Source organism: Christiangramia gaetbulicola, assembly GCF_003054225.1.
Classification (GTDB): Bacteria; Bacteroidota; Bacteroidia; order Flavobacteriales; family Flavobacteriaceae; genus Christiangramia; species Christiangramia gaetbulicola.
The window spans coordinates 501902-527322 of record NZ_QBKQ01000002.1; the positions used below are offsets into that span (position 1 = coordinate 501902).

General features: G+C 38.5%; 27 protein-coding genes and 1 riboswitch. Of the genes, 14 read left to right on the top strand and 13 right to left on the bottom strand.

Going from position 1 to position 25421, the window contains the following annotated elements:
* Positions 1 to 31: 31 nt before the first annotated feature.
* The 4 genes from C8P64_RS08935 to C8P64_RS08950 are packed head-to-tail and all read right to left on the bottom strand — an operon-like array spanning position 32 to position 2119.
* Entirely contained in the window at positions 32 to 634 is a 603-nt protein-coding gene (locus C8P64_RS08935) for a DUF4252 domain-containing protein (protein WP_108171726.1), read from the bottom strand.
* A 3-nt stretch (positions 635 to 637) separates the two neighbouring features.
* A complete protein-coding gene (locus C8P64_RS08940; RefSeq protein WP_108171727.1) occupies positions 638 to 1165 on the bottom strand; it encodes a DUF4252 domain-containing protein in 528 nt (175 codons plus the stop codon).
* Positions 1166 to 1176: 11 nt separating this feature from the next.
* Positions 1177 to 1623, bottom strand: coding sequence for a hypothetical protein (locus tag C8P64_RS08945; RefSeq protein ID WP_108171728.1), 447 nt, complete (start codon positions 1621 to 1623; stop codon positions 1177 to 1179).
* Positions 1610 to 2119, bottom strand: coding sequence for an RNA polymerase sigma factor (locus C8P64_RS08950; protein WP_108171729.1), 510 nt, complete (start codon positions 2117 to 2119; stop codon positions 1610 to 1612). Before C8P64_RS08950 ends, C8P64_RS08945 begins: the two co-directional genes overlap by 14 nt.
* 140 nt (positions 2120 to 2259) lie before the next feature.
* On the opposite strand from C8P64_RS08950, the gene C8P64_RS08955 reads away from it, so the two are divergent.
* Complete coding sequence (locus tag C8P64_RS08955) at positions 2260 to 3765, top strand: S41 family peptidase (RefSeq protein ID WP_108171730.1); 1506 nt, start codon at positions 2260 to 2262, stop codon at positions 3763 to 3765.
* Positions 3766 to 3827: 62 nt separating this feature from the next.
* On the opposite strand, the gene C8P64_RS08960 is transcribed toward C8P64_RS08955, so the two are convergent.
* Positions 3828 to 4898 (bottom strand): YncE family protein, encoded by a 1071-nt coding sequence (locus C8P64_RS08960; RefSeq protein WP_108171731.1) that lies wholly within the window; start codon positions 4896 to 4898, stop codon positions 3828 to 3830.
* Between the two features lie 2 nt (positions 4899 to 4900).
* Positions 4901 to 6730, bottom strand: a complete 1830-nt coding sequence (locus C8P64_RS08965; RefSeq protein WP_108171732.1) for a TonB-dependent receptor — start codon at positions 6728 to 6730, stop codon at positions 4901 to 4903.
* Between the two features lie 32 nt (positions 6731 to 6762).
* Positions 6763 to 6988, bottom strand: a riboswitch (cobalamin riboswitch).
* 70 nt (positions 6989 to 7058) lie between these two features.
* Here C8P64_RS08965 and C8P64_RS08970 point away from each other — a divergent pair.
* The 8 genes from C8P64_RS08970 to C8P64_RS09005 all read left to right on the top strand — a co-directional run bounded on the left by C8P64_RS08970 (position 7059) and on the right by C8P64_RS09005 (position 14526).
* Positions 7059 to 8192: an ABC transporter substrate-binding protein gene (locus tag C8P64_RS08970; protein WP_108171733.1), complete on the top strand. Its 1134-nt coding sequence runs from the start codon at positions 7059 to 7061 to the stop codon at positions 8190 to 8192.
* A complete protein-coding gene (locus C8P64_RS08975) occupies positions 8192 to 9223 on the top strand; it encodes an iron ABC transporter permease (protein WP_108171734.1) in 1032 nt (343 codons plus the stop codon). Before C8P64_RS08970 ends, C8P64_RS08975 begins: the two co-directional genes overlap by 1 nt.
* Complete coding sequence (locus tag C8P64_RS08980) at positions 9224 to 10015, top strand: ABC transporter ATP-binding protein (protein WP_108171735.1); 792 nt, start codon at positions 9224 to 9226, stop codon at positions 10013 to 10015.
* 76 nt (positions 10016 to 10091) lie between these two features.
* Entirely contained in the window at positions 10092 to 11519 is a 1428-nt protein-coding gene (locus tag C8P64_RS08985) for a DNA recombination protein RmuC (protein ID WP_108171736.1), read from the top strand.
* Entirely contained in the window at positions 11516 to 12658 is a 1143-nt protein-coding gene (locus C8P64_RS08990) for a serine hydrolase domain-containing protein (protein WP_108171737.1), read from the top strand. Before C8P64_RS08985 ends, C8P64_RS08990 begins: the two co-directional genes overlap by 4 nt.
* 1 nt (position 12659) lies before the next feature.
* Entirely contained in the window at positions 12660 to 13025 is a 366-nt protein-coding gene (locus tag C8P64_RS08995; RefSeq protein WP_108171738.1) for a 6-phosphogluconate dehydrogenase, read from the top strand.
* A gap of 2 nt (positions 13026 to 13027) precedes the next feature.
* Positions 13028 to 13579: an acyl-CoA thioesterase gene (locus tag C8P64_RS09000; protein WP_108171739.1), complete on the top strand. Its 552-nt coding sequence runs from the start codon at positions 13028 to 13030 to the stop codon at positions 13577 to 13579.
* Positions 13576 to 14526, top strand: coding sequence for a bile acid:sodium symporter family protein (locus C8P64_RS09005; protein WP_108171740.1), 951 nt, complete (start codon positions 13576 to 13578; stop codon positions 14524 to 14526). The genes C8P64_RS09000 and C8P64_RS09005 overlap by 4 nt, the downstream gene beginning before the upstream one ends.
* An 8-nt stretch (positions 14527 to 14534) precedes the next feature.
* Here the strand turns inward: C8P64_RS09005 and C8P64_RS09010 are convergent, their stop codons facing one another.
* The 3 genes from C8P64_RS09010 to rpmH form a co-directional block, all read right to left on the bottom strand.
* Positions 14535 to 14933, bottom strand: coding sequence for a DUF423 domain-containing protein (locus C8P64_RS09010; RefSeq protein WP_108171741.1), 399 nt, complete (start codon positions 14931 to 14933; stop codon positions 14535 to 14537).
* 103 nt (positions 14934 to 15036) lie between these two features.
* Complete coding sequence (carB, locus tag C8P64_RS09015) at positions 15037 to 17889, bottom strand: carbamoyl-phosphate synthase large subunit (protein WP_108171742.1); 2853 nt, start codon at positions 17887 to 17889, stop codon at positions 15037 to 15039.
* A gap of 116 nt (positions 17890 to 18005) precedes the next feature.
* The gene (rpmH, locus tag C8P64_RS09020) at positions 18006 to 18164 is read right to left on the bottom strand and encodes a 50S ribosomal protein L34 (protein WP_011708966.1); all 159 of its coding nucleotides are present in this window, start codon (positions 18162 to 18164) and stop codon (positions 18006 to 18008) included.
* Between the two features lie 151 nt (positions 18165 to 18315).
* Between rpmH and C8P64_RS09025 the strand changes: the two genes are divergently transcribed.
* On the top strand, positions 18316 to 18831 hold the full coding sequence (locus tag C8P64_RS09025) for a tetratricopeptide repeat protein (RefSeq protein ID WP_108171743.1): 516 nt from the start codon (positions 18316 to 18318) through the stop codon (positions 18829 to 18831).
* A gap of 126 nt (positions 18832 to 18957) precedes the next feature.
* A complete protein-coding gene (locus tag C8P64_RS09030) occupies positions 18958 to 19659 on the top strand; it encodes a TlpA family protein disulfide reductase (protein WP_108171744.1) in 702 nt (233 codons plus the stop codon).
* A gap of 9 nt (positions 19660 to 19668) precedes the next feature.
* Here C8P64_RS09030 and C8P64_RS09035 read toward each other — a convergent pair whose 3' ends face one another.
* On the bottom strand, positions 19669 to 20628 hold the full coding sequence (locus tag C8P64_RS09035; RefSeq protein WP_108171745.1) for a lytic transglycosylase domain-containing protein: 960 nt from the start codon (positions 20626 to 20628) through the stop codon (positions 19669 to 19671).
* A 6-nt stretch (positions 20629 to 20634) separates the two neighbouring features.
* Entirely contained in the window at positions 20635 to 21342 is a 708-nt protein-coding gene (locus tag C8P64_RS09040; RefSeq protein WP_170106647.1) for an alpha/beta hydrolase family protein, read from the bottom strand.
* A gap of 101 nt (positions 21343 to 21443) precedes the next feature.
* On the opposite strand from C8P64_RS09040, the gene C8P64_RS09045 reads away from it, so the two are divergent.
* Together C8P64_RS09045 and C8P64_RS09050 are read left to right on the top strand one after the other, a co-directional pair.
* Entirely contained in the window at positions 21444 to 22157 is a 714-nt protein-coding gene (locus C8P64_RS09045; RefSeq protein WP_108172219.1) for a pirin family protein, read from the top strand.
* A gap of 11 nt (positions 22158 to 22168) precedes the next feature.
* Positions 22169 to 22465: a GNAT family protein gene (locus C8P64_RS09050; RefSeq protein WP_108171747.1), complete on the top strand. Its 297-nt coding sequence runs from the start codon at positions 22169 to 22171 to the stop codon at positions 22463 to 22465.
* Here the strand turns inward: C8P64_RS09050 and mtaB are convergent.
* Complete coding sequence (gene mtaB / locus C8P64_RS09055; protein WP_211307605.1) at positions 22462 to 23793, bottom strand: tRNA (N(6)-L-threonylcarbamoyladenosine(37)-C(2))-methylthiotransferase MtaB; 1332 nt, start codon at positions 23791 to 23793, stop codon at positions 22462 to 22464. The two genes, C8P64_RS09050 and mtaB, sit on opposite strands and share 4 nt — an antisense overlap.
* Before the next feature lie 194 nt (positions 23794 to 23987).
* On the opposite strand from mtaB, the gene C8P64_RS09060 reads away from it, so the two are divergent.
* Complete coding sequence (locus C8P64_RS09060; protein WP_146167201.1) at positions 23988 to 24203, top strand: hypothetical protein; 216 nt, start codon at positions 23988 to 23990, stop codon at positions 24201 to 24203.
* Here the strand turns inward: C8P64_RS09060 and C8P64_RS09065 are convergent.
* Positions 24200 to 25372, bottom strand: a complete 1173-nt coding sequence (locus C8P64_RS09065) for a GlmU family protein (RefSeq protein ID WP_108171750.1) — start codon at positions 25370 to 25372, stop codon at positions 24200 to 24202. The genes C8P64_RS09060 and C8P64_RS09065 overlap by 4 nt on opposite strands.
* Positions 25373 to 25421 lie beyond the last annotated feature (49 nt).

Sequence of the window (25421 nt, forward strand, 5' to 3'; positions counted from 1 at the left end):
AACTACACTATTCTTCAATAGCATCAAATTCTTATTCCTGGTCTTCTTCTCCCTCGGTGCTTACTTTCATTTCAACTCTCATGGAATCTTTTTCTGAAGCCTGGCTTCCAAAGATCTCTCCAAGACCTTTAATACCTTCTACATTGATATTGTCCTTATCCATAGATTTCATTAATTCCATGATCTTCTCAGGATCCATATCTTCACCTAAAACCCTGGCTATACCAAGACCTTGCTCATCATCATAGCCATATACTATAAGTTCATCGATGGCATCTTCTTCCCCTGTAAAATATAATGCTGCTTTACGGTTTCCTCCACCATATTTCATTAGCAGCTGATATTTCTCATCTTTAAAGATCTCGTTCAGCTTTATTTTTTCTTCTTCAAATTTCGCTGGATTCTCATCCTTCTTCAAGGCAAGAACATTGATCTTTTTAATGCTTTCCAGAGTTGCTTTATCTTCTGCCTCTAAAGAACTGCTATTAGCGAACATGCTGGTAGGAACATCCAGGGCAAGAAAATCTGCATCTTCCTGGTTCTCTACATAATATTTTTGAAGTGATTTACCATCATTGCAAGAAGTAAGAGCTGCAAAAAAGGCTATCGCGATTATAAATTTAATTGTTTTCATATTTTATGATTTATTGTTGGCTTTCTTTAATTCTTCTGCTCCAGGAACCTTTAGGTCTGAGGTGAGCTTCGATAATTGAGATAGGTCTATTTCACCCGTAATACTCAAGATCACTGTCATAGGCTTATTATCTTCGTTCCCTTCGAGGTACATGAAAAGCTCTTTCACATAATTATCATTTTTACCTGGAAGTGAGTAAAATTTGATATTCTGCCCATTATCGTTTACTCTCATTAACTCTTCTAAAGATCCCTTCTGAAGGTAAGACTTAACGTCTGAGGCCATCAAAGACCTTACTTTGGAATCTGAAGACTTAAAGATCTGGATACGATCCAGGTTTTCAATAAGCTTCATATATTCCCTGGCTTCGGGATCATTATCGCTTAGATCTACTTTCGCCAGCATTTTAAACATCTTACTGGTCATTACCATGGCATCCACTTCTTTCATGTCCTCATATTTCTCAAAATTCTGAGACTGAATAAGCATTGGAGCCAGGGCTAACAGGAGGGTAATTACTAATCTATTCATGATTTCTGGTTTTAATCTATTTGAATTATTTTATTTTTTGTGTTGTTGAACTCTTTCAGGTATACTAGATCAGACTTCCCTTCATTCATGATTTGGGAAACCATCGCCAGTGTTTCTTTAGCTTTTTCCAGCGCGATCTCTTCTTCGGTAATTGTTCCCAGGTCACTGTCGTTAAGTCTCTGAGAAGAATCATTAAAAAAGAAGATTCCCAACGCAACAATTAGTATGGCTGCTATCGAGCTCCAGGTATACCAGTTCCTTTTCGAACTGATCTTTGGAGTTTCTTCCAGTTTTTCCCCGGCCTGTCTCGCCGAAAAGATGAACATTAATTGATAGCTTCTTAAATGTTCCGGTACATCTTCTTTGAGAAAATACTCTTTCAGTATCCTCTCTTCAGCTAATGAGGTTTCTCCCTCGTCATACCGCTCAAGAAGTCTTTCTATTTTATCTAATTCCATAGTTGTGCTTTTTTATCAAATTTTCTCTAATAGCTTTTCTTGCCCTTGATAAGGCAACTCTTATTGCCGTCTGATTCATTTCCATGATCTCTGCGATCTCGTCATAATCATATTGCTCAATATCCCTTAACTGAAATATCATCTTTTGCTGTTCTGGAAGTGAGGCAACAATCTTGCCCAACCATTCCATTTCATCGTTTACTTCAATTTCAGACTGAAGGGATTGATGATTGCTTTCATAATTTTGATGAACGATTCGAAGGTTATTGTTTTGCTTCAGTTTTAACTGATCCAGACAGTAGTTCTTGGTCACCGTCATCGCAAAGGCTTCAACATTGGCATAGTGCTTGATTCTATCCTTACGATTCCAAAGCTTAAGAATCACCTCTTGAGTGGCATCTTCGGCTGCTTCCTTCGAAGTAAGCAACCTTAAAGCCAAGCGATACATTTTATCCTTCACAGGATTTATAATATTAAGGAAGGTGTGTTCTTTCATTTGGTTGTGGTTAGTTTAATACTGCCTTCTCAACTTTACGACGAATCAGGAATAGTTTTGTTACAAATTATTTTTTAATTGTATTTATGTAACTATTTTTAGAAAAAAATTGTAGAAAAATATTAACCCTAAGATTAATTATGAAGATTTTTAAATTTATTATGTTCCTTTTCTTAACCGGAGGAATTATTACTTCTTGTTCAGACAGTGATGATGTCGAGGATTTTCCTGTTGAAAAGCCCGACAACACTTTAACAGCAGAAGAAGAACTTGAACTGGAAATTAAGGACTTTGTATGGAAAGCTATGAATAACATCTATTTATACAAAAGCGATGTTCCAGATTTGGCTGATAATCGTTTTTCTTCTCAGACTGAGCTTAAGGAATATCTTTTGAAATGGGACTCTCCTGAAGACCTGTTCTATGATGGCCTTCTTTACGACTATCCAGAAAAAGACAGATTTAGCTGGATCGTAGATGATTACGTAGAACTTGAAAATATGTTTCAGGCAACAGGGAAATCTGCGGGTTTTAAATATGGTTTTGCCTATGCTCCAAATAGTAATTCTCAGGTTTTAGCTTATGTAACTTATGTATCTCCTGGAGGGCCTGCTGATGATTCAGGACTGGAAAGAGGTGATTATATTTCTGAAGTAAATGGTTCTACTATTACCGTAAATAATTATCAGGGCATATTCGGAAATGACGTTTTAGAACTAGGTTTATCAACTATCCAAGATGGTGTAGTTGTCCCGGAAGAAAATCCTATAACTGTTACAAAAGCTTCATTTAAGGAAGAAACTGTTCCAGTTAGTAAGGTATTTACCGAAGGTGGCGTGAAAATTGGTTATTTATATCTTAGTACATTTCTTGGTGAATTCGGTATAGATGACACCAAATTGAATAATGTATTCGGCGAATTTAAGGCTCAGAATGTTCAGGAGCTTATCGTAGATCTACGCTATAATTCTGGGGGGTATTCTGAATTTTCAGCAGATCTTGCCAGTATGGTTACAGGACAGTTCGAAGGAGAAATATTTACCCAGCAGAAATGGAATGAAAATTACCAGGCTTATTTCGAACAAGAAGCTCCGGAGAGATTATATAACAGGTTTGATTCGAAAATAGATGATGGTGCTGCCATAAACAGTCTTAACCTTAACAGGGTTTATGTAATTGCGACCGGTAGAAGTTACTCTGCCAGCGAAAGTTTTATTATTGGCTTAGAACCTTATATAGATGTTGTTCACGTGGGCTCAGATACAGGTGGTAAATTCCAGGGTTCTGTAACTTTATATGACTCGGAAAATTTTAGTAAAACTGGCGCAAATCCAGATCACAAGTATGCATTACAACCTTTAGTTTATAAATTCGCTAATGCTAATGGCTATACAGATTTCATAGATGGTCTGACTCCAGATGTTTTAATTGAGGAATCACCATCTAATTTAGGACAACTAGGAGAACTGGATGAACCTTTACTTGCAGAAACGATTGCACAAATCACAGGAAATAGAAGCCAGAGTCCTGGTGATTTTGAAAGATGGGAATCAGGAAAATTGCAACCTGAAGATGAAAGAGGTTTTTATATAAGTTCCAAGAATATATTTGATGAACTACCACAAAAAAAACCACTATTCAAATAAATCAATAAATAAAAAACCCCGCTATTAAGTGGGGTTTTTTTATTGCCTGAAATTTTGAATACTTAGTTGAAATAAATCCCATTTGGATTAATACCAGTGGAATATTGATCAAGCAGGCTGCCATCGTTTAGATCATATATTAAAAGATCACCATCTCCCGTGAAGTCTGCTCTTGGAGAAGCCACATATATTCTATTCTGGTAGATCTCAAAGCCATAAAGTACAGCGACCTCGTCCAGACTGAATGCCGCGGACGTTGGTAGCTCTTGTCCTGGTTCATATAGATAAACAGATTTACCTATAGTGAAATAGGCATTCCCGTCGTTTAGCTGAAGATTTTCAGGATGAATTGTATTATCGGTAAATTCAAAAACTTCCATAACCTCATTGGTTCCAAGGTCTATTCTGTATAGTCCACCAGCAGTCTCTTCATCTGCGTAAGAAGGTTTTCCAGAAGCCATCACCCATAAGTCATTTCCCTGAACGACCATGGAATTTGGAAGATCGCCAACTTCAACCTCTTTTACTACAGTATTAGACTCGCTATCTATTACCGAAACTATATTATTGAATGAGAAACCTCCTTTGTGCGCAACATAAAGAGCGTTGTTTACAGAAATCAACTTCTCTGGGCCTTCCATTACAGGAATTGCTTCAATAAATGAGAAATCCAGAAGGTTGAAAACTGCTACGAAATCATCATCAGGATTCCCGCCATCTCCCCAATTAGTAACGAAAAGTTTATCTCCAATTACCTCGGCAAACCTTGGGTTCACCAAATTGGTATTTATAGTTCCTAATCTTTCGAATGTAAAGCGATTAACGATTTCGATCTTATTCGAAACATTTACCACTATGATCGCAAAATCATCATGCAGTTCCATGCTTTGCGCGGTATCTCCAAGATCCATCCCATTGACCTCATTAAAGATCTGTGCTGAATTTTGTTCGTTCTCTTCATTTATAAAACTTACCGAAGCATTGGCTGAGCCAAAATTACCTTCGTTCAGGACAAAAATCCCTGAACTAAACTGGGCATCTGTTTCCGGCACTGGGGCGCAGCAATCATCATTTTCACAGGAATTGAAAAATAGTGCGATAAAAAATAATAGAAATAAGTGTTTGTAGTTCATGTTTAAAATTTGAAAGTTAGTGTAGAATTAATAGACCTTCCCGGCATGATGCGGGATGGCAGACTTTGATATTTCTTATTGAAGATGTTATTTAAACGCAGGTCCACGCCTATTTCAGGCTTAGTTAAAAATGTATATCCCACGTAAAGGTCAGCGATCTCATAGGCTTCCAGTTCATAATTATTGTCTGAAGAAGTGTAAATACTTCCATTATAAAGTGATTGCAGCAGGACGCTAAAGTTCTCTATCTCATAGCCAGCCGATAAAGTTACCTTGTGCTGTGGAGTGTAGATGAGTTGATCATCTGTTTCCTGATCTATAGATCGCGTATAGGCATAGCTCGAGTTCAGGCTAAAAGGATTATTCCCTAATTGAGTATTCCATCCGGCAAAAAACTCCAGTCCGTAATTATGGACATTGGCTGTATTTACCGGTCTCCAAATACCAGATCCATCCGGAATCCAGCGTATAAGATCATCGATATCTATAAAATACCCGGTAAGATTGATTTTGAAATCATTGAATTTTAATTCATTTCCGATTTCGGCCTGAAGGGATGTTTCAGGATCCAGATCTGTATTTCCTCCCTGCAACCAGAATAGATCATTAAATGTGGGTATGCGAAAATTATGGGACGAGTTGAACCTTAGCAGATAATTTTCAGAGAACTGATACGAGCTTCCTATAGAAAATAATAAAGGTGAGTCATAATTATTAGTGATCTCCTGCCTTAAGCTAAGCTCATAGCTTAACCTTTCCAGTTGATGACTCCATAACGCAGAAATCCCTCCTATCTTTCTTTCGGCATTTTCAATTCCTGTGCCCTCTCCCTGTACATCGGTATAATCGACTATTAGATTAAGCCTCTTATTTTTAGAAAACTCATATTCCAGGTCATATTTAATAATTCCAGTTTCCGCATCACCAGAACTAAAATTATCAGAATCCCTGTTCTCATAATATTTAAAGCTTTCATCTAACCAGGCAAGTTTGAGGCTACTGGTGAATTTCCCGGCAAAAGACTTCCATTCCAGAAGGTTTCTTGAATTCCGGTCTTCAAATTCGCTATTGGAAGGTAAATTCAAAGTTCCCGAAAAACCACGATCTCCCTGGTAATAATTAGAATAGAATTTTAAAATATTAGAATCTCCTATCCAATGAGCTATAGATGCATTTAAGGACACATTATAAAAGTCCCCGTTTTCATTGCGCTCCTGTGTATCCAGATATTTATAATCGTTTTCAGAACTGACTCCTGCCAATCCTATGTTTACACTGGTCTTTTCGGTAGAAAAATTTCCATTATATGAAGCCTGGTAAGAATCAAAACTACCATAACCCAACCGAAGTTCATTTTCTGAATTCCCGTCAAATCTGAATTCATTGCTTAAATGAATAGTTCCACCAATAGCCCCGCTGCCGTAAACCACACTTCCTCCTCCAGGCCGCAGACTGATATTATCAAATACTTTAGTGTTTACGGTATTGAAATCTGTCTGTCCGGTAAATTGAGAATTGATATTTATACCGTTCCAGATAACCGCGGTTTGCGAAGCTCCAGTACCACGCACAGAAGCTGAAGAGACCATTCCGTATCCATTTTCACGAAAAAAGAACGGCGTATTGAATTTAAGTAGAGAAGTTAACAGAGGCTCTGAACGCTGGATTACCGAGGCACTTATCTCTTTAACAAACTGTCCTTCAGAATTATTATTTAGTTTCACATCACTGAGCAGGACCTCGTCAAGCCAGTTGATGAAATCATTTTGCGCTGTAGCATGAAGACAACAACACAGGAATAACGTAAATAAAAGATATAAGTTTCTGTTCATAATCTGCCGACCTTTATCCCGAAAGTCACTCGATACTAGTTGAAATTCAGGCAGGTCTCCTGGCTCACGTACTGCAATTCACCTTCCCATCTTTAAAGACAGTGGTTTGAAGAATTTATTGCAGCCATCCCGAAAATTATCGGGACTAAGCTTACAGTTGCGGGAACAGCTCAGGTTTACGAAGTTTGCACTTCCCCTGATTCCCTTTTAATCCACGCGGAAATAAATCAGCGTTGAACCAAAATTTCGAGGCAAAATTAAACAATTAAGTTAGGTTAAGGGTTCAAAAATTTAAATAATCTTACTTTTGAACTCAAATCGACCGATCTTGAAAAAAATACTTTTCATATTTCTAATCCTTGGCATCTTTTCGTGTAAAGAAGGATCACAGAAGAATAAAGCTGAAAGTCAGCCCGGTAAGGAGCTCGAAATAGAAGATGCAAAGGGCTTTAGTATCACTAAGTTCGATAATTACAGTATCATCAAAGTGAATACTCCCTGGCCCGATGCTCAGGATCCATTTATATACCTGCTGAAAGAAAAAGATGCGGAGATCCATGAAAATTTAAAATATGACCAGGTAGTCGAAGTTCCGGTTGAAAATATCGTAGTTACCTCTACTACTCATATCCCTGCTTTGGAAGCATTGCATGAAGAAAAAACCTTAAAAGGTTTTCCAGGCCTGAATTATATTTCTTCAGAAAAGACGAGGAAACTAATTGATAATGGTGAGATCTCTGAATTAGGACAGAATGAAAATATAAATACCGAAGTTCTTATCGAGCTTTCTCCAGATGTGGTCATTGGATTTGCTATTGATGCTTCCAACAAAAGTTTTGAGACCATCCAGAAAACCGGTATCCCGGTGATCTATAATGGTGACTGGACAGAACAAAGTCCGCTTGGTAAAGCTGAATGGATCAAATTCTTTGGTGCGCTTTACGGAAAAAAACAAAAAGCGAAGGAAATTTTCAATAAAATAAAGTCTGAATATCTCGCTGCTAAAGAACTGGCTAAAACTGCGGAAGCAAAACCAAAAGTTATAAGCGGCTCTATGTTTAACGATAAATGGTATATGCCTTATGGCAATTCCTGGCAGGCGCAGATCCTGGAAGATGCCAATTCTAATTACCTGTATTCAGATACCCAAGGCGATGGGAGCTTGTCTCTGGCCTTTGAAAGTGTCTTGGAAAACGCAGAGGATGCAGAATTCTGGATGAGCTCCGGCCAATTCACGTCTTACGAGCAGCTATTCAATGAATCTGAACATTACAAAAGATTCAAAGCCGTTAAGGATCGTAATGTATATAGTGTAAGTTTAGCTCAGGGCGAGACCGGGGGAATTCTGTATTATGAATTAGGTCCACAAAGACCAGATCTTATTTTGAAGGATCACATTGCTATCTTTCATCCTGAATTGCTAAAGGATTACGAACTGGTGTTTTACAAACCACTTAATTAATGCTGAACCAGAGGAAATATACTTTCTCCATCATCCTGCTATTCCTGGCAGTGATCTTAACGGGCTTATTCAATATTAGCCTGGGCTCAGTAAATATCCCTATTTCTGAGGTAATCTCCTCCCTACTCGGTCTTGAGGTCGAGAAAGATACCTGGAAATATATCATCGTTAATTATCGCTTACCTAAAGCAATAACAGCAATTATAACCGGATCTGGCCTAGCAGTCAGCGGACTTTTAATGCAGACGCTTTTTCGAAATCCCCTGGCCGGTCCGTATGTTTTAGGACTAAGCAGCGGTGCCAGTCTTGGTGTGGCCATCGTATTTATGGGCGCTTCGGTATTTGGAGCTTCCTTTGCCGTTATCCTGCTTTCTAAATGGAGCTTGGTTATCGCCTCCAGCCTGGGAAGTTTACTGGTGTTATTTGCCGTAATACTGGCTTCTATTAGATTAAGAGATACTATGGCTATACTTATCATTGGATTGATGTTCGCCAGCCTTACAGCGGCTATAGTTAGCGTTCTAGCCTATTTTAGTCCGGCTTCACAGCTTCAGCAATATGTATTCTGGTCTTATGGCAGCCTGGGAGACCTAAGCTGGGATGAAGTAGGCATTCTTAGCCTTTTCTGGATCGTTGGTATCTTGATTAGTATAGGAAGTATAAAGAACCTTAATTCTCTTTTGCTTGGAGAGCAGTATGCGAGAAGCCTGGGAACCAATATCAAAAAGAACAGGTTTGCAATAATCATTGCTACAAGCTTGCTCGCAGGTAGCATTACTGCTTTTGCTGGCCCTATCGCCTTTGTTGGTCTTGCCGTGCCCCATTTAATTAGACAGATCATTCCTTCTGCCAATCATATAACTCTGGTTCCCGCGGTAATATTTGGCGGAGCAATTTTAATGTTGCTATGCGATATCATTGCTCAAATTCCGGGGAGCGAATATAGTTTACCTATTAATGCCATAACTTCGCTAATTGGAGCTCCGGTAGTCATCTGGTTACTGGTAAGAAAAAGAAAGTTCAATTTTTAAATGACAGCATCAAATTCAAATAGCGTCCTTAAAACCGAAAGCCTGAAAATAGGTTACCGGAAGAAAAATAAGGTGAATTTGATCGCTAAAGACATCAATATAGACATTAATCCCGGTGAGCTCGTTGCCGTTATCGGAGTGAATGGAGCTGGAAAATCTACTTTACTTAAAACTTTAAGCGGAATATTGCAAAGTATTGATGGTGAGGTATTTATATCTAATAATAAATTATCAAAAACAGATCCTTCAGATCTTGCTAAAAATATTAGCATGGTCTTAACCGAGCAATTGCTGTCTAAAAATTTGAGTGTTATCGAATTGGTGGCCCTCGGCAGGCAACCTTACACTAACTGGATAGGGCGGCTTACCAAAAATGACCTCAAAAAGATCATGCATGCCATTCAATTGGTGAATATCGAAGACATTAAAAACAAGAAATGCCACGAACTTAGTGACGGCCAGTTCCAGAAGGTTTTGATAGCCCGGGCACTTGCCCAGGACACTCCGCTAATCATCCTTGATGAACCCACTACTCACCTGGATCTTTACCATAAGGCATATGTATTAAAACTGCTACAAAAGCTTAGCAAGGAAACCAATAAAGCTATCCTGTTCGCTTCCCACGAAATCAACCTGGCTCTACAGCTTTGTGATAAACTTATTATCCTTAAAGACAAGAAAGCATTATTCGGAAATCCTCAGGAACTGGTTAAGACCAGGGCTTTCAATGATCTTTTCCCCGGGAATCTTATTCATTTTGACCAGGAATCATCAAGTTTTAAAATTAAATAGAGCTTCCATTCAAATTTCTTTTCTCTTACTTCTTTAAAATTCCTAAATAAGTATCTTTGAGAAAATCGCCTGCCAAATGAACGAATACCTTCTTGTTACTTTAATATTTCTGATCGCATTAGGAATAGGAGGCTACCTGGGGAAGTTAATTTCCGGTCTTAAGTCCAGATCAGAAGCCGGCAGACTGGAAGAAAAAAACACTCAACTATCACTTCAAATAGAAGAACTTAAAGATCAATTAAACAATAACTTAGAAAACTATAAGTCTGATATTCAGCAATTGAAAAATGAAGCCCAGGCAGATATTGATAAGCTAGAATCAGAGCGTGAGGAGATCAGGCAAAAAAAGGAGTATTTAAGCTTACAACTTACCCGGAAAATTTCAGAATTCAATAATCTTCAGGAGAGAAATGAGGAACAGAAAGCCGAGGTTGAAAAACTTCAGGAGAAATTTTCCAAGGAATTTGAGAATCTGGCCAACAAGATCCTGGAGCAGAAATCTGAAAAATTTACCAGTCTCAACAAACAAAATATCGAAAGTATTCTCGATCCCTTGAAGGAGAAAATAAAAACCTTCGAAGATAAGGTGAACCTGAATAACGAGAATTTCATTAAAAGACACAGTGAACTTGGCGAGCAGCTTAGAACACTGAACGAACAAAATATCAGGATAAGCGAAGAAGCCAATAACCTGACCAAAGCCTTGAAAGGCGAAAACAAGACGCAGGGAAACTGGGGTGAATTGATTCTGGAAAAAGTTCTGGAAAAGTCGGGATTGGTAAAAGACCGGGAATACTTTATCCAGGAAGCCCACAAAGATGAAGAAGGCAACAGGTTATATCCAGATGTGGTGATCCATTTACCTAATGATAAACGCATGGTCATCGATTCTAAGGTCTCACTCGTAGCTTATGAGAAATATGTGAGCGAAGAGAATAAGGATGTCCAGGAGCGATATTTAAAAGAACATATCAGGTCCCTAAACAATCATATAGTACAACTGAGCAATAAAAAATATGAAGATCTGCATGAAATGAGATCTCCAGACTTTGTTTTGATGTTCATTCCTATCGAGCCGGCCTTATATCTAGCTCAGAATGCCGATAATACTTTCTTTTATACAGCATTCCAAAAGAATATTCTGCTGGTAAGCCCCACCACCCTTCTATCCACTTTGAGAACTATAGATACCATTTGGAGCAATGAGAAACAACAACAGAATGCTCTAGCCATCGCTAAACACGCAGCCAGTTTATATCACAAGTTCAAAATTTTACTTGACGACCTAAAGACCGTAGGTGATAGACTGGATTCTACCAAAAATGCCTATTCTGGAGCGATGAAAAAATTAACCGGCCAGCAAAACCTCATTAAAGACATCGATAAACTGGAAGAACTTGGTATAGCTCCAAAAAAAAAGATCGGCAAGGCCTGGCTGGATAAAGCAAATGAAGATTCTGAAAGTGAGGAAGAATCGGAAAATCCCAGATTTAAAATTCAATGAAAAACATCTACACCTTAATCTTATTCAGCTTCCTTTTATTTTTCCCTGAATTAAAGGCACAGGAGATATATTTTCCAGATGCAGGAGAATGGGAAGAGCAATCTGCTTCAGAATTCAATTTAAACTTTACTGAAGCTGTGGAATTCGCAAAAGCAAATGAATATTCAGAATCAAGAGATCTGCGACAAGCGATCTTAAAAGGTTTTCAACGCGAACCTTATCATGAGTTGCTGGGTCCAACTAAAAGAAGAGGCGGACCAGCAGGGATTATTCTGAAAGATGGCTATATAGTAGCAAGATGGGGAGACACCGAAAGAGTTGATATGACCTTTAGTGTCACCAAGAGTTTTCTTTCTACCACTGCTCTAATTGCCAGGGATAAAAATTTGATCACAGATTTTAACGATGTTGTCGTAGACTACGTTTGGGACGACACTTTTGAAGGTGAACATAACTCGAAAATCACCTGGAAAAACCTATTACAGCAAAATTCAGATTGGAGCGGAGAACTTTGGGGAGGTTTCGACTGGGCAGACCGGCCACCTCAGGATCAGACCATAGATGAATGGAGGTCGAGAGAGTTACACGAACCTGGAACTTATTTCAAGTACAACGACGTTCGGGTAAATGTATTGGCATATTCTCTGTTAAATGTATTCAGAAAGCCGTTACCAAAGGTGCTGAAAGAAAATATTATGGATCCTATCAACGCATCTCAATCCTGGAGATGGTTTGGTTATGAAAACTCCTGGACCGTTATAGACGGGCTAAAAATGCAATCTGTAAGCGGTGGCGGCCATTCTGGAGGCGGAATGTTCATCAATACAGAAGATATGGCAAGATTCGGACTCTTATTTTTGAACAACGGGAAATGGGAAGATAAACAATTGATCTCGCCCAATCTGATAAATGAGGCTATCCAACCCTCTAAACCAAATCCGAATTACGGATATATGTTGTGGCTTAATACCGAAGGTGATCGCAATATTCCGGAAATTGACCGTGAAATTTTTTATGCCGCTGGTTTTGGTGGTAATTTTATCGTCATAGATCAAAAGAGGAATCTGGTGATCGTGACCCGCTGGCTGGAGCCCTCGAAATTCAAAGATTTTATGAAGCTTATATATAAAGAAATATAAAATGAAAAAGACATTAATCTACATACTCGGAGGTATCCTGGTTCTTTGGCTGTCATATTACGCATTCGTCTATTTTGTACCCTATAGTGTAGGTACACGAAGTGGAGAATTAATAAAGTTCAGCCATAAAGGTGTGATCGTAAAAACCTGGGAAGGAGAAATAAGCCAGGGAATTAGCGGCGCCCAGATCTTCGAGTTCTCGGTTTTGGATAAATATGACGAGGTGATCGAGAAACTTCAGGAATATGAAGGGAATTATGTGAAACTAACCTATGAGGAGCGTTATACCACCTTTTTCTTCTGGGGAGACACCAAATATTTCATTACCGAAGTCGAAAAATCTGAAAGCCCACATTTTAGAAAATAACCATGCAGGAGAATTTCAAAGAAATAAAAGACAGCCAGGTAGTCATATCAGAATTAATGCTTCCCTCCCATTCCAACTTTAACGGAAAGATCCATGGAGGGTATATTTTATCATTATTGGACCAGATCGCCTTTGCCTGTGCCTCTAAACATTCGAGAGCATACTGTGTTACCGCCAGTGTTGATACCGTAGACTTTCTAAAACCTATTGAAATTGGTGAGCTCGTTACTATGAAAGCCTCGGTGAATTACGTGGGCAGAAGCTCCATGGTTATTGGAATTCGCGTTGAAGCTGAAAATATACAATCTGGAGAGGTTAAGCATTGTAATTCCTCTTATTTTACGATGGTTGCGAAAGATAATAAAGGAGATTCTGTAGATGTTCCCGGGCTCATCTTAAGAACAGACAACCAGATTAGGCGTTTTGCCAAAAGCATTAAAAGAAAGAATATGAAAAAGAAAAGAGTTCAGGAGTTTCATGAAACCGACTTTTCTTCTGAAAAATACCTTCATATTCTCGAAGATCATAAAGCAAAAATCGAATTGGATTCTTGAAGTCTCACGGATTCATAGGAGCTATTTTTCTAGCCATCGGGATTGCTTATTTTTTTCCGCAGGGTATAGATCTGCTGCCGCTTAAAACCATTACCGATATTGGTATTGGATTGATTTTCTTTTTCTACGGCTTGAAGCTTTCACCGGCTGAATTTCGTGCCGGAGTCATAAACTACAGGGTTCACATCGTCATACACGTTACCACATTTATTGTTTTTCCTTTACTATGTCTGCTCTGTCTTCCATTGTTTGAAGATGGGCTAAAATCTGATCTCTGGATCGCACTATTCTTCCTGGGGACTTTACCATCAACGGTGTCATCATCTGTAGTGATGGTAGCGTTAGCCAAAGGTAATTTACCCACGGCAATTTTTAACGCCAGTCTTTCCGGACTCATTGGGATCGTGGCAACTCCGCTATGGATAGGTTTTATACTGGGGAAATCTGCAGATTTTGATTTTCTTGTGGTCATGCAGAAACTTTGCCTGCAGATCATTTTTCCACTTGCACTTGGCCTCTTTTTACAGAGATATTTCGGCCGTTTTGCAAGAAAGTATGGTAAACAATTAAGCTTATTTGATAAGACCACGATCATTCTTATCATCTATTCGAGCTTTAGCAACAGCTTTACGTCAGACCTTATTGCTTCGGTAGAATTAGATGAATTACTAAAAATGGCCGCGATCGTTTTGGTTCTTTTCTTCGTGGTCTTCTTTGGACTCGCCTATTTCTCAAAAATCATCGGCTTCAATACCGAAGATAAAATAGCTGCTCAATTCTGCGGAACAAAAAAATCACTGGTGCACGGCTCGGTCATGGTTAGGGTATTATTTGGCAATGCCGCGAATTCAGGACTACTCCTTTTACCAATTATGTTGTATCATTCCATACAATTGATACTGGTTGCCTGGTACGCGGAAAAATACAGGAAAAGAAAGATCGATTAATAGAAATCCTAAGGATTAATATACATCGCAATATCGGCCAGATTAATGGTCAATAATACCCAACCTGCTAGCAGCAAAAGACCTCCTAGCGGCGTAATGGGTCCTAATATTTTAATCTTTTTTCCCTGCGAAGAACTCCAGGTCAATCCATAAATACTGAAAGAAAAAAGTAAAATTCCGATAATAAAACACCAGGCCATTACATTTTGCAACCCAGAAAGAAAAGGGAAGGTGATTCCGCAGATTATTAATACTATAGCGTGATACATTTGATATTTCACCCCGGTTTCAAAACTTTTAAGCTGATCCTCATTAAATTTTTTCTTAAGGGCATGGGCTCCAAAAGCTCCTAAAATAACCGAAAGGCCACCATAACTACCACCAATGATCAATACCAATTCTTTCATAATAGCATATTAAAGAAAAAAGTCATTTCAATAGAACCGAGAAATACATTAAAGCTGGATCTCAATTCAGTCAAAATGACTTTTTAAAAATTTATCACTTATTCTATTTACTTAAGTACATCTTTCTTCTTGAGTAAAGATCGTAGAATTCATCATCTTTCAAACTATCAATAAAGAGGATACTTTCACCTGTACTTTTCATTTCAGGCCCTAATTGCTTGTTCACTTTCTGGATTTTATTGAAAGAGAATACTGGTTGCTTAATCGCGTAACCTTCCAATTGAGGATTAAATGTAAAATCTTTCACCTTCTTGGCTCCAAGCATCACTTTAGTAGCATAGTTCACATATGGCTCTTTGTATGCCTTGGCAATAAAAGGAACTGTTCTCGATGCTCTTGGATTTGCTTCAATAATAAATACCTTATCATCTTTGATAGCAAACTGAATATTTATCAAACCAACGGTATTTAAAGCCAGAGCGATCTTTTTCGTGTGATCCTTGATCTGTTGCATCACCAGGTCTCCAAGGTTAAATGGAGGAAGCAGCGCGTTAGAATCTCCTGAGTGGATTCCACATGGCTCAATATGCTCCATGATACCAATAATGTAAACATCTTCACCGTCACAAATTGCATCGGCTTCAGCCTCTATAGCCCCATCAAGGTAATGATCTAGAAGAAGCTTATTGTTAGGGATCTTTCTTAAAAGATCTACCACATGCTCCTCAAGCTCATCTTTATTAATCACGATCTTCATTCCCTGACCTCCAAGTACGTAAGATGGTCTTACCAGGATCGGGAAATCAAGTTCATCTGCAAGGGCAAGTGCCTCGTCTGCGTTCTCTGCTGTTCCAAAATCTGGATAAGGAATATCATTTGCCTGAAGCAGTTTAGAGAAACTACCTCTGTCTTCTGCAAGATCCAGGGCTTCAAAACTTGTTCCCATGATCTTCACACCATATCTGTGCAGCTTTTCAGCAAGTTTAAGAGCAGTCTGCCCTCCTAGTTGCACGATAACACCTTCAGGCTTTTCATGCCTGATTATATCATATATATGCTCCCAGAAGACCGGCTCAAAGTATAATTTGTCTGCAGTATCAAAATCTGTAGAAACCGTTTCAGGGTTACAGTTGATCATGATCGTTTCGTAGCCGCATTCTGAAGCCGCAAGTACTCCATGCACACAACTATAATCAAATTCAATTCCCTGCCCAATCCTGTTAGGACCAGATCCAAGAACGATGATCTTTTTCCGGTCTGAAACCTGGCTCTCATTTGCCGTATAGAATTCACCTTCTTTAGATCGAATTCCTTCTTCAAAAGTTGAATAATAATATGGAGTTGCCGCTTTAAATTCAGCCGCACAGGTATCAACCAGTTTATATACTCGATTTACTCCCAGCTCCTCACGTTTATTGTAAACTTCACTTTCCAGACAATCCAACATATGAGCAATCTGCCTGTCTGCAAAACCTTTTTGTTTTGCTTCTAGAAGTAAATCTTTAGGAAGTGAGTTGATGTCAAATTTTGATATTTCATTATCAAGAGCATGAAGTTCTTCATATTGCTTTAAGAACCACATATCTATCTTGGTGATCTCATGTATCCTGCTCAGTGGAATTCCCATCTGTATAGCATCGTAGATCACAAATACTCTATCCCAGCTTGGATTAGTTAATTTATCAATGATCTGGTCGTAATCCTTATAACCCTTACCATCTGCACCTAAACCGTTTCTTTTGATTTCCAGCGACTGGGTAGCTTTATGAAGTGCTTCCTGGAACGATCTCCCTATTCCCATTACCTCTCCAACAGATTTCATCTGAAGACCTAAAGTACGATCGGCTCCTTCAAATTTATCGAAGTTCCAACGTGGGATCTTTACGATCACGTAATCCAGTGAAGGTTCAAATAAGGCTGAAGTAGATTTGGTGATCTGATTTTCCAGCTCATCAAGGTGATATCCCAAAGCTAGTTTAGTAGCCACCTTAGCAATTGGATACCCTGTAGCTTTTGAGGCTAAGGCAGAAGATCTGGATACACGAGGGTTAATCTCGATGGCATAGATATCTTCTTTTTCATCTGGACTTACTGCAAACTGTACATTACATCCACCGGCAAAGTCTCCAATGCTTCTCATCATTTTGATAGCCATATCCCTCATTCGCTGGAATGCACTATCACTTAAGGTCATCGCCGGCGCAACTGTAATAGAGTCACCGGTATGAATTCCCATAGGATCCATATTTTCCACCGTACAGATAATTACTACGTTATCATTCTTATCACGCAGTAATTCTACCTCGTATTCCTTCCATCCCAGTAATGCCTTATCGATAAGAACCTCGTGAATGGGAGAAGTTTCCAATCCGTAAGTTAACATCTCATCAAAATCTTCGGCACGGTGAACAAATCCGGCTCCACCACCACCAAGAGTAAATGATGCTCTAATTACAAGTGGGTATCCAAATTCCTGAGCAACTTCTTTTCCCTGTAAATAAGAAGTAACCGTTTTTGCTGGAGCAACCGGAATTCCAATTCTACCCATTAACTGTTTGAACTGCTCTCTATCTTCACAAATATTGATCGCGTCAATATCTACCCCAATCAACTTTACATTAAAATCTGACCAGATCCCTTTCTCATCTGCTTCAATACAAAGGTTAAGCGCAGTTTGCCCTCCCATGGTTGGAAGTACCGCATCAATTTCAGGATGATCTTTAAGGATCTCTATTAAAGATTTTGTGGTAAGTGGTTTTAAATATACATGATCGGCCATGGAAGGGTCGGTCATGATGGTTGCAGGGTTCGAATTTATCAGGATTGTTTTTATTCCGTCTTCTCTTAAAGAACGCAGAGATTGTGTTCCGGAATAATCGAATTCACAGGCCTGTCCTATAACAATTGGTCCAGATCCTATGATTAAAACGCATTTAATGTCTTTGTTTCTTGGCATAATAATGTGTTGTGTTTGCGTTAGTTGTGTTGGGACTAAAAATAAGAAGCGTCTGGGTATAAAAAAAGGCGTTACTTAAAAAGTAACACCTTTATTATTTCGAACACTGAACTTCATTAGTGTTTATGTCTGTTTTCAGAAGATACAGATAATTTCTTTCTACCTTTAGCTCTTCTTCGAGCAAGGACTTTTCTTCCGTTAGCACTAGCCATACGCTCTCTAAATCCGTGCTTATTTTTTCTTTTCCTTTTAGATGGTTGAAACGTTCTTTTCATTGTGAATATCTTTTATCTTCTGTAAATTCGTTTTGTCTGTCTTTAAAACTGCGTGCAAATATACAAAGCTTTTTAAGTACTGCAAATACTAAATTAAAATAATTTTTAATTGTTTTTATTACCTTTGCCGCCTGGAAAAATTCGATAAACAATGTTCAACAAAAATATCAAGTTAGTTTTAGCCGGTTTAATCCTTGCAGCAGCGATCTGGCAATTCATAGAAGGAGAAATTGGAAATGGCATTGCGCTGATCTTATTAGCCGGAATCTTCATATTCCTTTATTTCAAAAATGAAATGATCCTGCTAGCCTTCCTAAGGTTAAGAAAACAAGATTTTCCAGGTGCCAAGAAATGGCTTGATAGGATAAATGATCCTGAAAAAGCCCTGGTTCAGAAGCAACAGGGATATTACTGGTATCTTCACGGACTAATGGTTTCCCAAACCAACATCACCCAGGCTGAAAAATTCTTTAAAAGAGCACTTAAACTAGGCCTTTCCATGGACCATGATCTTGCCATGGCGAAATTAAACCTTGCCGGTATCGCCATGACCAAACGCAGAAAACGCGAGGCTACCATGCTGCTTAACGAAGCTAAAAAACTTGACAAGCATGGTATGATGAACGATCAGATACGTATGATGAAGGAGCAGATGAAAAAGATCTAAGGCTTCTGAATTATAAACATTTTAAGAACAATCACTCTTTTGCCTAATAAATAGGTACTTCAACGATATTTTTTTCTTGTAAGAAAAAGCTGATATACTTTTACTCAAACCAGCCCCACAAATTACATGAAAAAACTATTACTAGTTTTTCTATTTATTGGCCCCATAGTATTCTCCCAGCAACAGCTGCAGGAAAAGACCTATTTTTCTGAGGCCTTATATTTCAACCTTTCAGACTATAATAGAAAAGCAGATCTCGCCTATCGTTTTAATGATTATGAAAAAGGAAAGGAACTTTTTGAAAATTTCACAAGTAACTATCTTGAAGGATCCTACATGGATAATTTCAAGTTCAGGAATTTAAAAAAGAAGGAAGTTTCTCTTTATGATTATAAAAAACCCGTATTCCTTATCACCTATGCATCCTGGTGTGTTCCAAGTAAAGGAGAAATACCGGCGTTAAATGAATTAGCTAAGCAATACAGGGATAAGATAGATTTTGTAGTCTTATTCTGGGACGAACATGATAAAGTAAAGGAACTTGCCGAAAATTTCTCTTCGAACATCTCGATAGTTTACGTGGATGAAAGAAAGAACAATGGAGCTTACGTGGTAAAACAATTAAAGCATTCCTTAGGACTGCCTACCTGTTTTCTAATCGCCGGGGATAAAAAGATCATGGATATACGAAGAAGCGTGTTTCCTCCTCTCCATACCGAAAAGGAAACCGCTTATCGTGAAAATTATATCGCCCTGGAAACTTCTATCTCCAATAACCTCGTAAAAGGTTACGACGGAGTTTATGCAGATAATGTTCAGGCTGAATAAACCTTCTTTTTAATTGATTTCAGGGTAATTTCCTTTTTCAGGAATATCGATGAAATAGGTCTTTCCAGATGCATTCTTAAGATGATCGTCACGCAACCATGGGTTATGTACCTTTAGAATCTTATAATTGATACCGAATTTTTCAGCGAAATCTGGAAAATCCTTAACCACAGTATCTACCTTCACCTTATTCACAGGTATATGCTTGTAAAGATCTGACTCATCAAAATTGAATCCATATTTCTCTGGATTGTTCATGATCTCTTTTAATGCCAGGATTCTAAAAACATATCTCCCCGTCTCTTCGCCTAACAAAAGATCATAATAGTCATCTACTTTTTGTCTTTCTAACTGCTTATCTACACCATACTGGCCTGCATTATAAGAGGCAGCCGCAAGCGTCCAGGATCCAAATCTTTCCTTAGCCTTTTTCATATAGTCTGCCGCAACTCTGGTAGATTTCTCAATATGATATCGCTCATCCACATTAGAATTTATCTCCAGTCCATAATCTTTTCCTGTACCTTCCATGATCTGCCAGAATCCAACTGCCTTGGCAGGAGAAACCGCCTGGGTAAGCCCGCTTTCTATAACCGCAAGATATTTAAGATCATCTGGCACCCCTTTTTCCTTTAGAATTGGCTCTATAACCGGAAAATATTTATGTGCTCTTTTAATCAATAGCAGCGCATTGGACTGCCAGTAGGTATTCACCAGTAATTCGCGATCCATCCTTTCATAGATATCCGGATCTTCTAAAGGCACCTTCTCTCCTGCGAAGCTAAGGTCTTCAGGCATTGGCAAGGCTTTTATATTATAAGAATCTGCAACACTTTTATTAATATTATCATCAACCTTTGCGGTCGATTCCATTGAATTTCCGCTTTCTCCTTGCTGCACTGCATTAATGCTGAAAGCGCAAATCGTTAATAATCCAACAATCAATAATGCACTTTTTAAAATTTTCATAGCTAATCAATTAACTTGTTTTGTTTGTTCTTTCATTTTCAGTTTTCCGGTACTAATTAATTCAGGCAGATGCTCATTAAACCACTTGAAGCGATTTATGATCATTATATGGGTACCTCCTTTAACTTCAATGGCACCCTGAATATTTTTCATAGGAAACACTTCATCCCGGTCACCATGAATATGTATCACCTTCTCATCTGGCTTATCACATTTCCAGTTCACCATATTTTTTATGGCCCAATTGAGATATTGCTTATCTGTGATTGAAATATATTGTTTGTATAATCTGGCTCTCTTCTTCAGAAAATCCCCTACGGCAACCTTTTCAAAATAATCCACGTAATCTGCCAAACCCGTGGGGATCAATTTAAACAGGCCTGTTTTCGAGGCAAACTTCATCCGGGGCGGTAATTCATCGGTACATTTTACACTGGAAATAATTATAAGCCGCTCTACATCTGTGTACTTAGCCATTTCCTGTACAATTACCCCGCCAAAAGAAACGCCTATAAGTACAGGTTCAGGATGTTTAACATATCGAAGTATTCTTTTGGCATAATCCTGAAGGCTTTCGTCTGCTTCAGGAATTTCCCATTTTAAAGGATGGACCTTAAATTTATCTTCCGGAAGCGAAATATTTTCAAAGATCGCAGAATCTGCTGCCATTCCTGGCATTAAATATACATGGGTAAGCTCTTGGTCCTGTTTCATTTTAACATGTATATAACAAAGAATGCTGGCATTTAGTTGTAAATTTAACAATCAAAATTACTGCATAATACTTGACTTTCAAATTTACCAAGCCACAAAAAATGGAAAAAGTATTTCATCCTGCCGATTCGCGGGGTAAGGCCAACTACGGCTGGCTAAACGCTAATTATTCTTTCAGCTTTGCTAATTTTTTTGATCCCAAAAAAGTCCAGTTCGGGCTATTAAGGGTTCTTAATGACGACCATGTAAAGCCTGGAATGGGCTTTGGCACTCACCCTCATCAAAATATGGAAATTATTTCTATTCCCTTAAAGGGCGAGATAAGACACAAAGATTCCATGGATCATACCGAGGTGATCAAAGCTGGCGAAGTACAGGTAATGAGTGCCGGGACCGGAGTAGAGCATAGTGAATTCAATTCTTCAAATGAGGAACTGAATATGCTACAGATCTGGATCTTTCCCGAAAAGAATGGATTGGAACCTAGATATGACCAGAAAGATTTCTCAGGTCTTATGAAAGAAAACCAGCTTGTTAATGTGGTTTCTCCAAGATCTGATCAATCTGAAAACTCTCTTTTCATCAATCAGCAAGCCTATTTACATTTAGGCGATTTTGATACTGGCAGGAAAATTGAGTATGAACTAAAAAAAGAAAAACACGGGGTTTATGTATTCCTTATCGAAGGTGAAGCCAATATAGCTGATGCGTCTCTAAAGAAACGCGATGCTATTGGAATTTGGAATACGAATAAGTTCTCGATGGAGTTCAAAAAACCTTCAAAGGTGCTTCTTATTGAAGTGCCCATGAATTAAAATTTAAAGAAATGAGCAAGGAAGATTTAGTAATTACAGACAATGAGTTTCAAAGGCAATTTGAAACAACCATTAATGACACTTTAGCCACCATCGAATATTCTCAACAGGAAAGGAAGATCTTTCTAACAAAAATGAGAATGCCAGAGGGCACCGAACACAGACAGGAAGACTTTATCATTGCGGTACTTGCTGAAATTAAAGAAAGAAATACAAGTGTAGTACCTACAAGTCCAGAAATTGCCGGTTTTATGAGAAAAAACCGAAGAAAGTATAAAGAACTTCTTCCGGTAGGCATGAATATTTAAACTGCCACTGCTGCTGGTACCTCTTCAAACCTAACCAGCCCGTCCTCATCTATTTCAGTTAATTTAATTTTCTGAAGGGTATTCACTTTACCCGGATCCCAGGGAGCCTTAACTTTCACGTAATTTTCTGTAAATCCGTGAATATAGCCTTCCTTATTTTCACCTTCAAAAAGAACCGTAAAGGTATTCCCTAACTGACTTTCATAAAAGGCACGTCGCTTTTTAGCTGAAAGACCACGAAGCATCTTACTTCTTTTCTTACGAACTTTTTGAGAAACCACCCCTTCCATTTCTGCAGCCGGAGTATTATCCCTTTCTGAATATGTAAAAACATGGAGATAAGAAATATCCAGTTCATTCAGGAAATTATATGTTTCAAGGAAATGCTCATCTGTCTCTCCAGGAAAACCGACTATCACATCCACACCTATGCACGCATGAGGCATCACCTCCCTGATTCTGCTAACCCTGTCTACATATAGGTCACTCATATATCTTCTACGCATGAGCTTTAAGATCTCATCGCTTCCACTTTGAAGCGGAATATGGAAATGAGGTACAAACGTCCTGCTTTGGGAAACAAAATCTATGGTCTCGTTCTTAAGCAAGTTAGGCTCTATGGAAGAGATCCTTAACCTCTCTATCCCATCAACTTCATCCAGCGCCTTTACCAGGTCTAAAAAGGTATGCTCGTGTTTTTTATTCCCGAATTCTCCTTTACCATAATCCCCGATATTAACCCCGGTAAGAACGATCTCTTTAATTCCCTGCTGCGAGATCTCTGCAGCATTATTCAATACATTCTCGAGCTTATCACTTCTAGAGATTCCACGGGCCAAGGGAATTGTACAATAGGTACATTTATAATCGCAGCCGTCCTGAACTTTCAGAAATGCCCGCGTACGATCACCTATGGAATAAGAACCTACATAAAAATCGGCCTCGTTGATCTCACAGGAGTGTACTTCGCCATGATCATTTTTACTAAGATCGTTCAGGTAATCTGTGATCTTAAATTTTTCGGTCGCACCAAGAACAAGGTCCACTCCATCTACTGCCGCCAGTTCTTCAGGTTTCAACTGCGCATAACATCCAACCGCAATAAGAAATGCATCCTCATTTGCCTTTTGTGCATGCTTTACTATGGTCTTAAAACGTTTGTCTGCATTTTCGGTTACAGAACAGGTATTGATTACATATATATCTGCCTTTTCTGAAAAATCTACTCTTTCAAACCCTTCATTTTCAAAAGACCTTGCTATAGTTGATGTTTCAGAAAAATTGAGCTTACAACCCAATGTATAAAATGCGACTTTCTTAGCGTTCATAATCCCTCATTTAAGATCCAACCCCGAGAACGGGGCTGCAAAGATACCAGTTTAAAATGTTTCTGTAAAATGCAGCAGGTAATCTAATTAAAAGAGCCTGTGAAACTTATAAGAATATTGCGCAATTTTTCGTATATTCAAGCTCTTTTTTAGACAGGAACATTATGGATTTTGGCCGCGCAAATCCCGCCAACATGGATTTCGAAAACAAAGCGAAGAACCCCGCTTTAAATAATTCTGAAAGAAAATTCAAGGGGATCATGCAGAGAAGCCGCATTACCGAGGAAGATCTTGAACAATTCCGCCAACAGATCATTGCTACCCATAAAAAAAAGCATTACAGAGTTCTACTGATCTCTGCAATACTTTTTATCTGTCTTATTCTATTGGTTGCCCTTCTTAAATTTTAGGCTTTCCTCCATTTCGCCGAGTACTCAAAAGCGTATTTTAATATATCGCGGTCATGTTGGGTTAACTCAACATTACGCCTCTTCAACACCAATTCCATTGTCTCTAATGCCTTCTCGAGTTTATAAGTAGTTGTACCTGCACTACCTCCCCAGCTAAACCCGGGAATAAAATTTCTTGGAAAACCACTACCAAAGATATTAGCACTTACTCCAACTACGGTACCTGTGTTGAACATGGTGTTAATACCACATTTGCTATGATCACCCATAATTAGTCCACAGAACTGTAATCCCGTTCTGGCAAAATTCTCGGTATTATAATTCCACAACCTTACCTCGGCGTAGTTATTTTTAAGATTGGAGTTATTGGAATCTGCTCCTATATTACACCACTCACCAAGAACAGAATTACCCAGGAATCCATCATGACCTTTATTCGAATTCTGGAAGAAAACTGAATTGTTTACCTCTCCCCCAACTTTACAATAAGGACCAACCGTAGTTGGACCGTAGATCTTTGCTCCCATTTTAATGATAGCACCCTGGCAGACAGCAAAAGGCCCTCTAATAAGGGAACCTTCCATGATCGTAGCATTCTTACCTATATAAATAGTACCAGAAGATGCATTAAGAGAACAATTTTCCACCTCTGCTCCTTCTTCTATAAAAATGTTCTCTGCAGCCTTGACAAAATTAGAATGAGGTATTTCTGCAGATTGCCGGTCTTTGGTGATATAATCAAAATCAAGACTTATAGCTTCTCCGTTCTTCGAAAAAATATCCCAGGTATTATCTACCGTTAAAATCTCTTCTTCGAAATTTATAGTTTCCAGGGAAGAAATATCAACTTCTTCTTCTCCGTTTTGAAAGTAAGCAAGTAGCCTGTCGCCTTTTACCAGCTTTTCGTTCGGCTTTAGAGCTATAATTTTTTCAACCAGACTTTCAGTGGGAATAACAGATGAATCTATAAAAACATTCTTTTCAGATAGTTTTAATGGCCATTTTCCGGAAAGATGATCTTCTGTCTTCGTTGAAGTTTTCGCTTCCAGAAAAGCCTCCCATTTCTCTCTTATGGTAAGTATCCCGATCCTAATATCTGCTACGGGTCTGGTAAAAGTAAAAGGAAGCAGGTCATTTTTTGAAGGACCATCAAAAAGAATATAATTCATCATTTTTGAAATTTTGTCAAAATTAATAGTTCCTGAAGAACTTTCAATT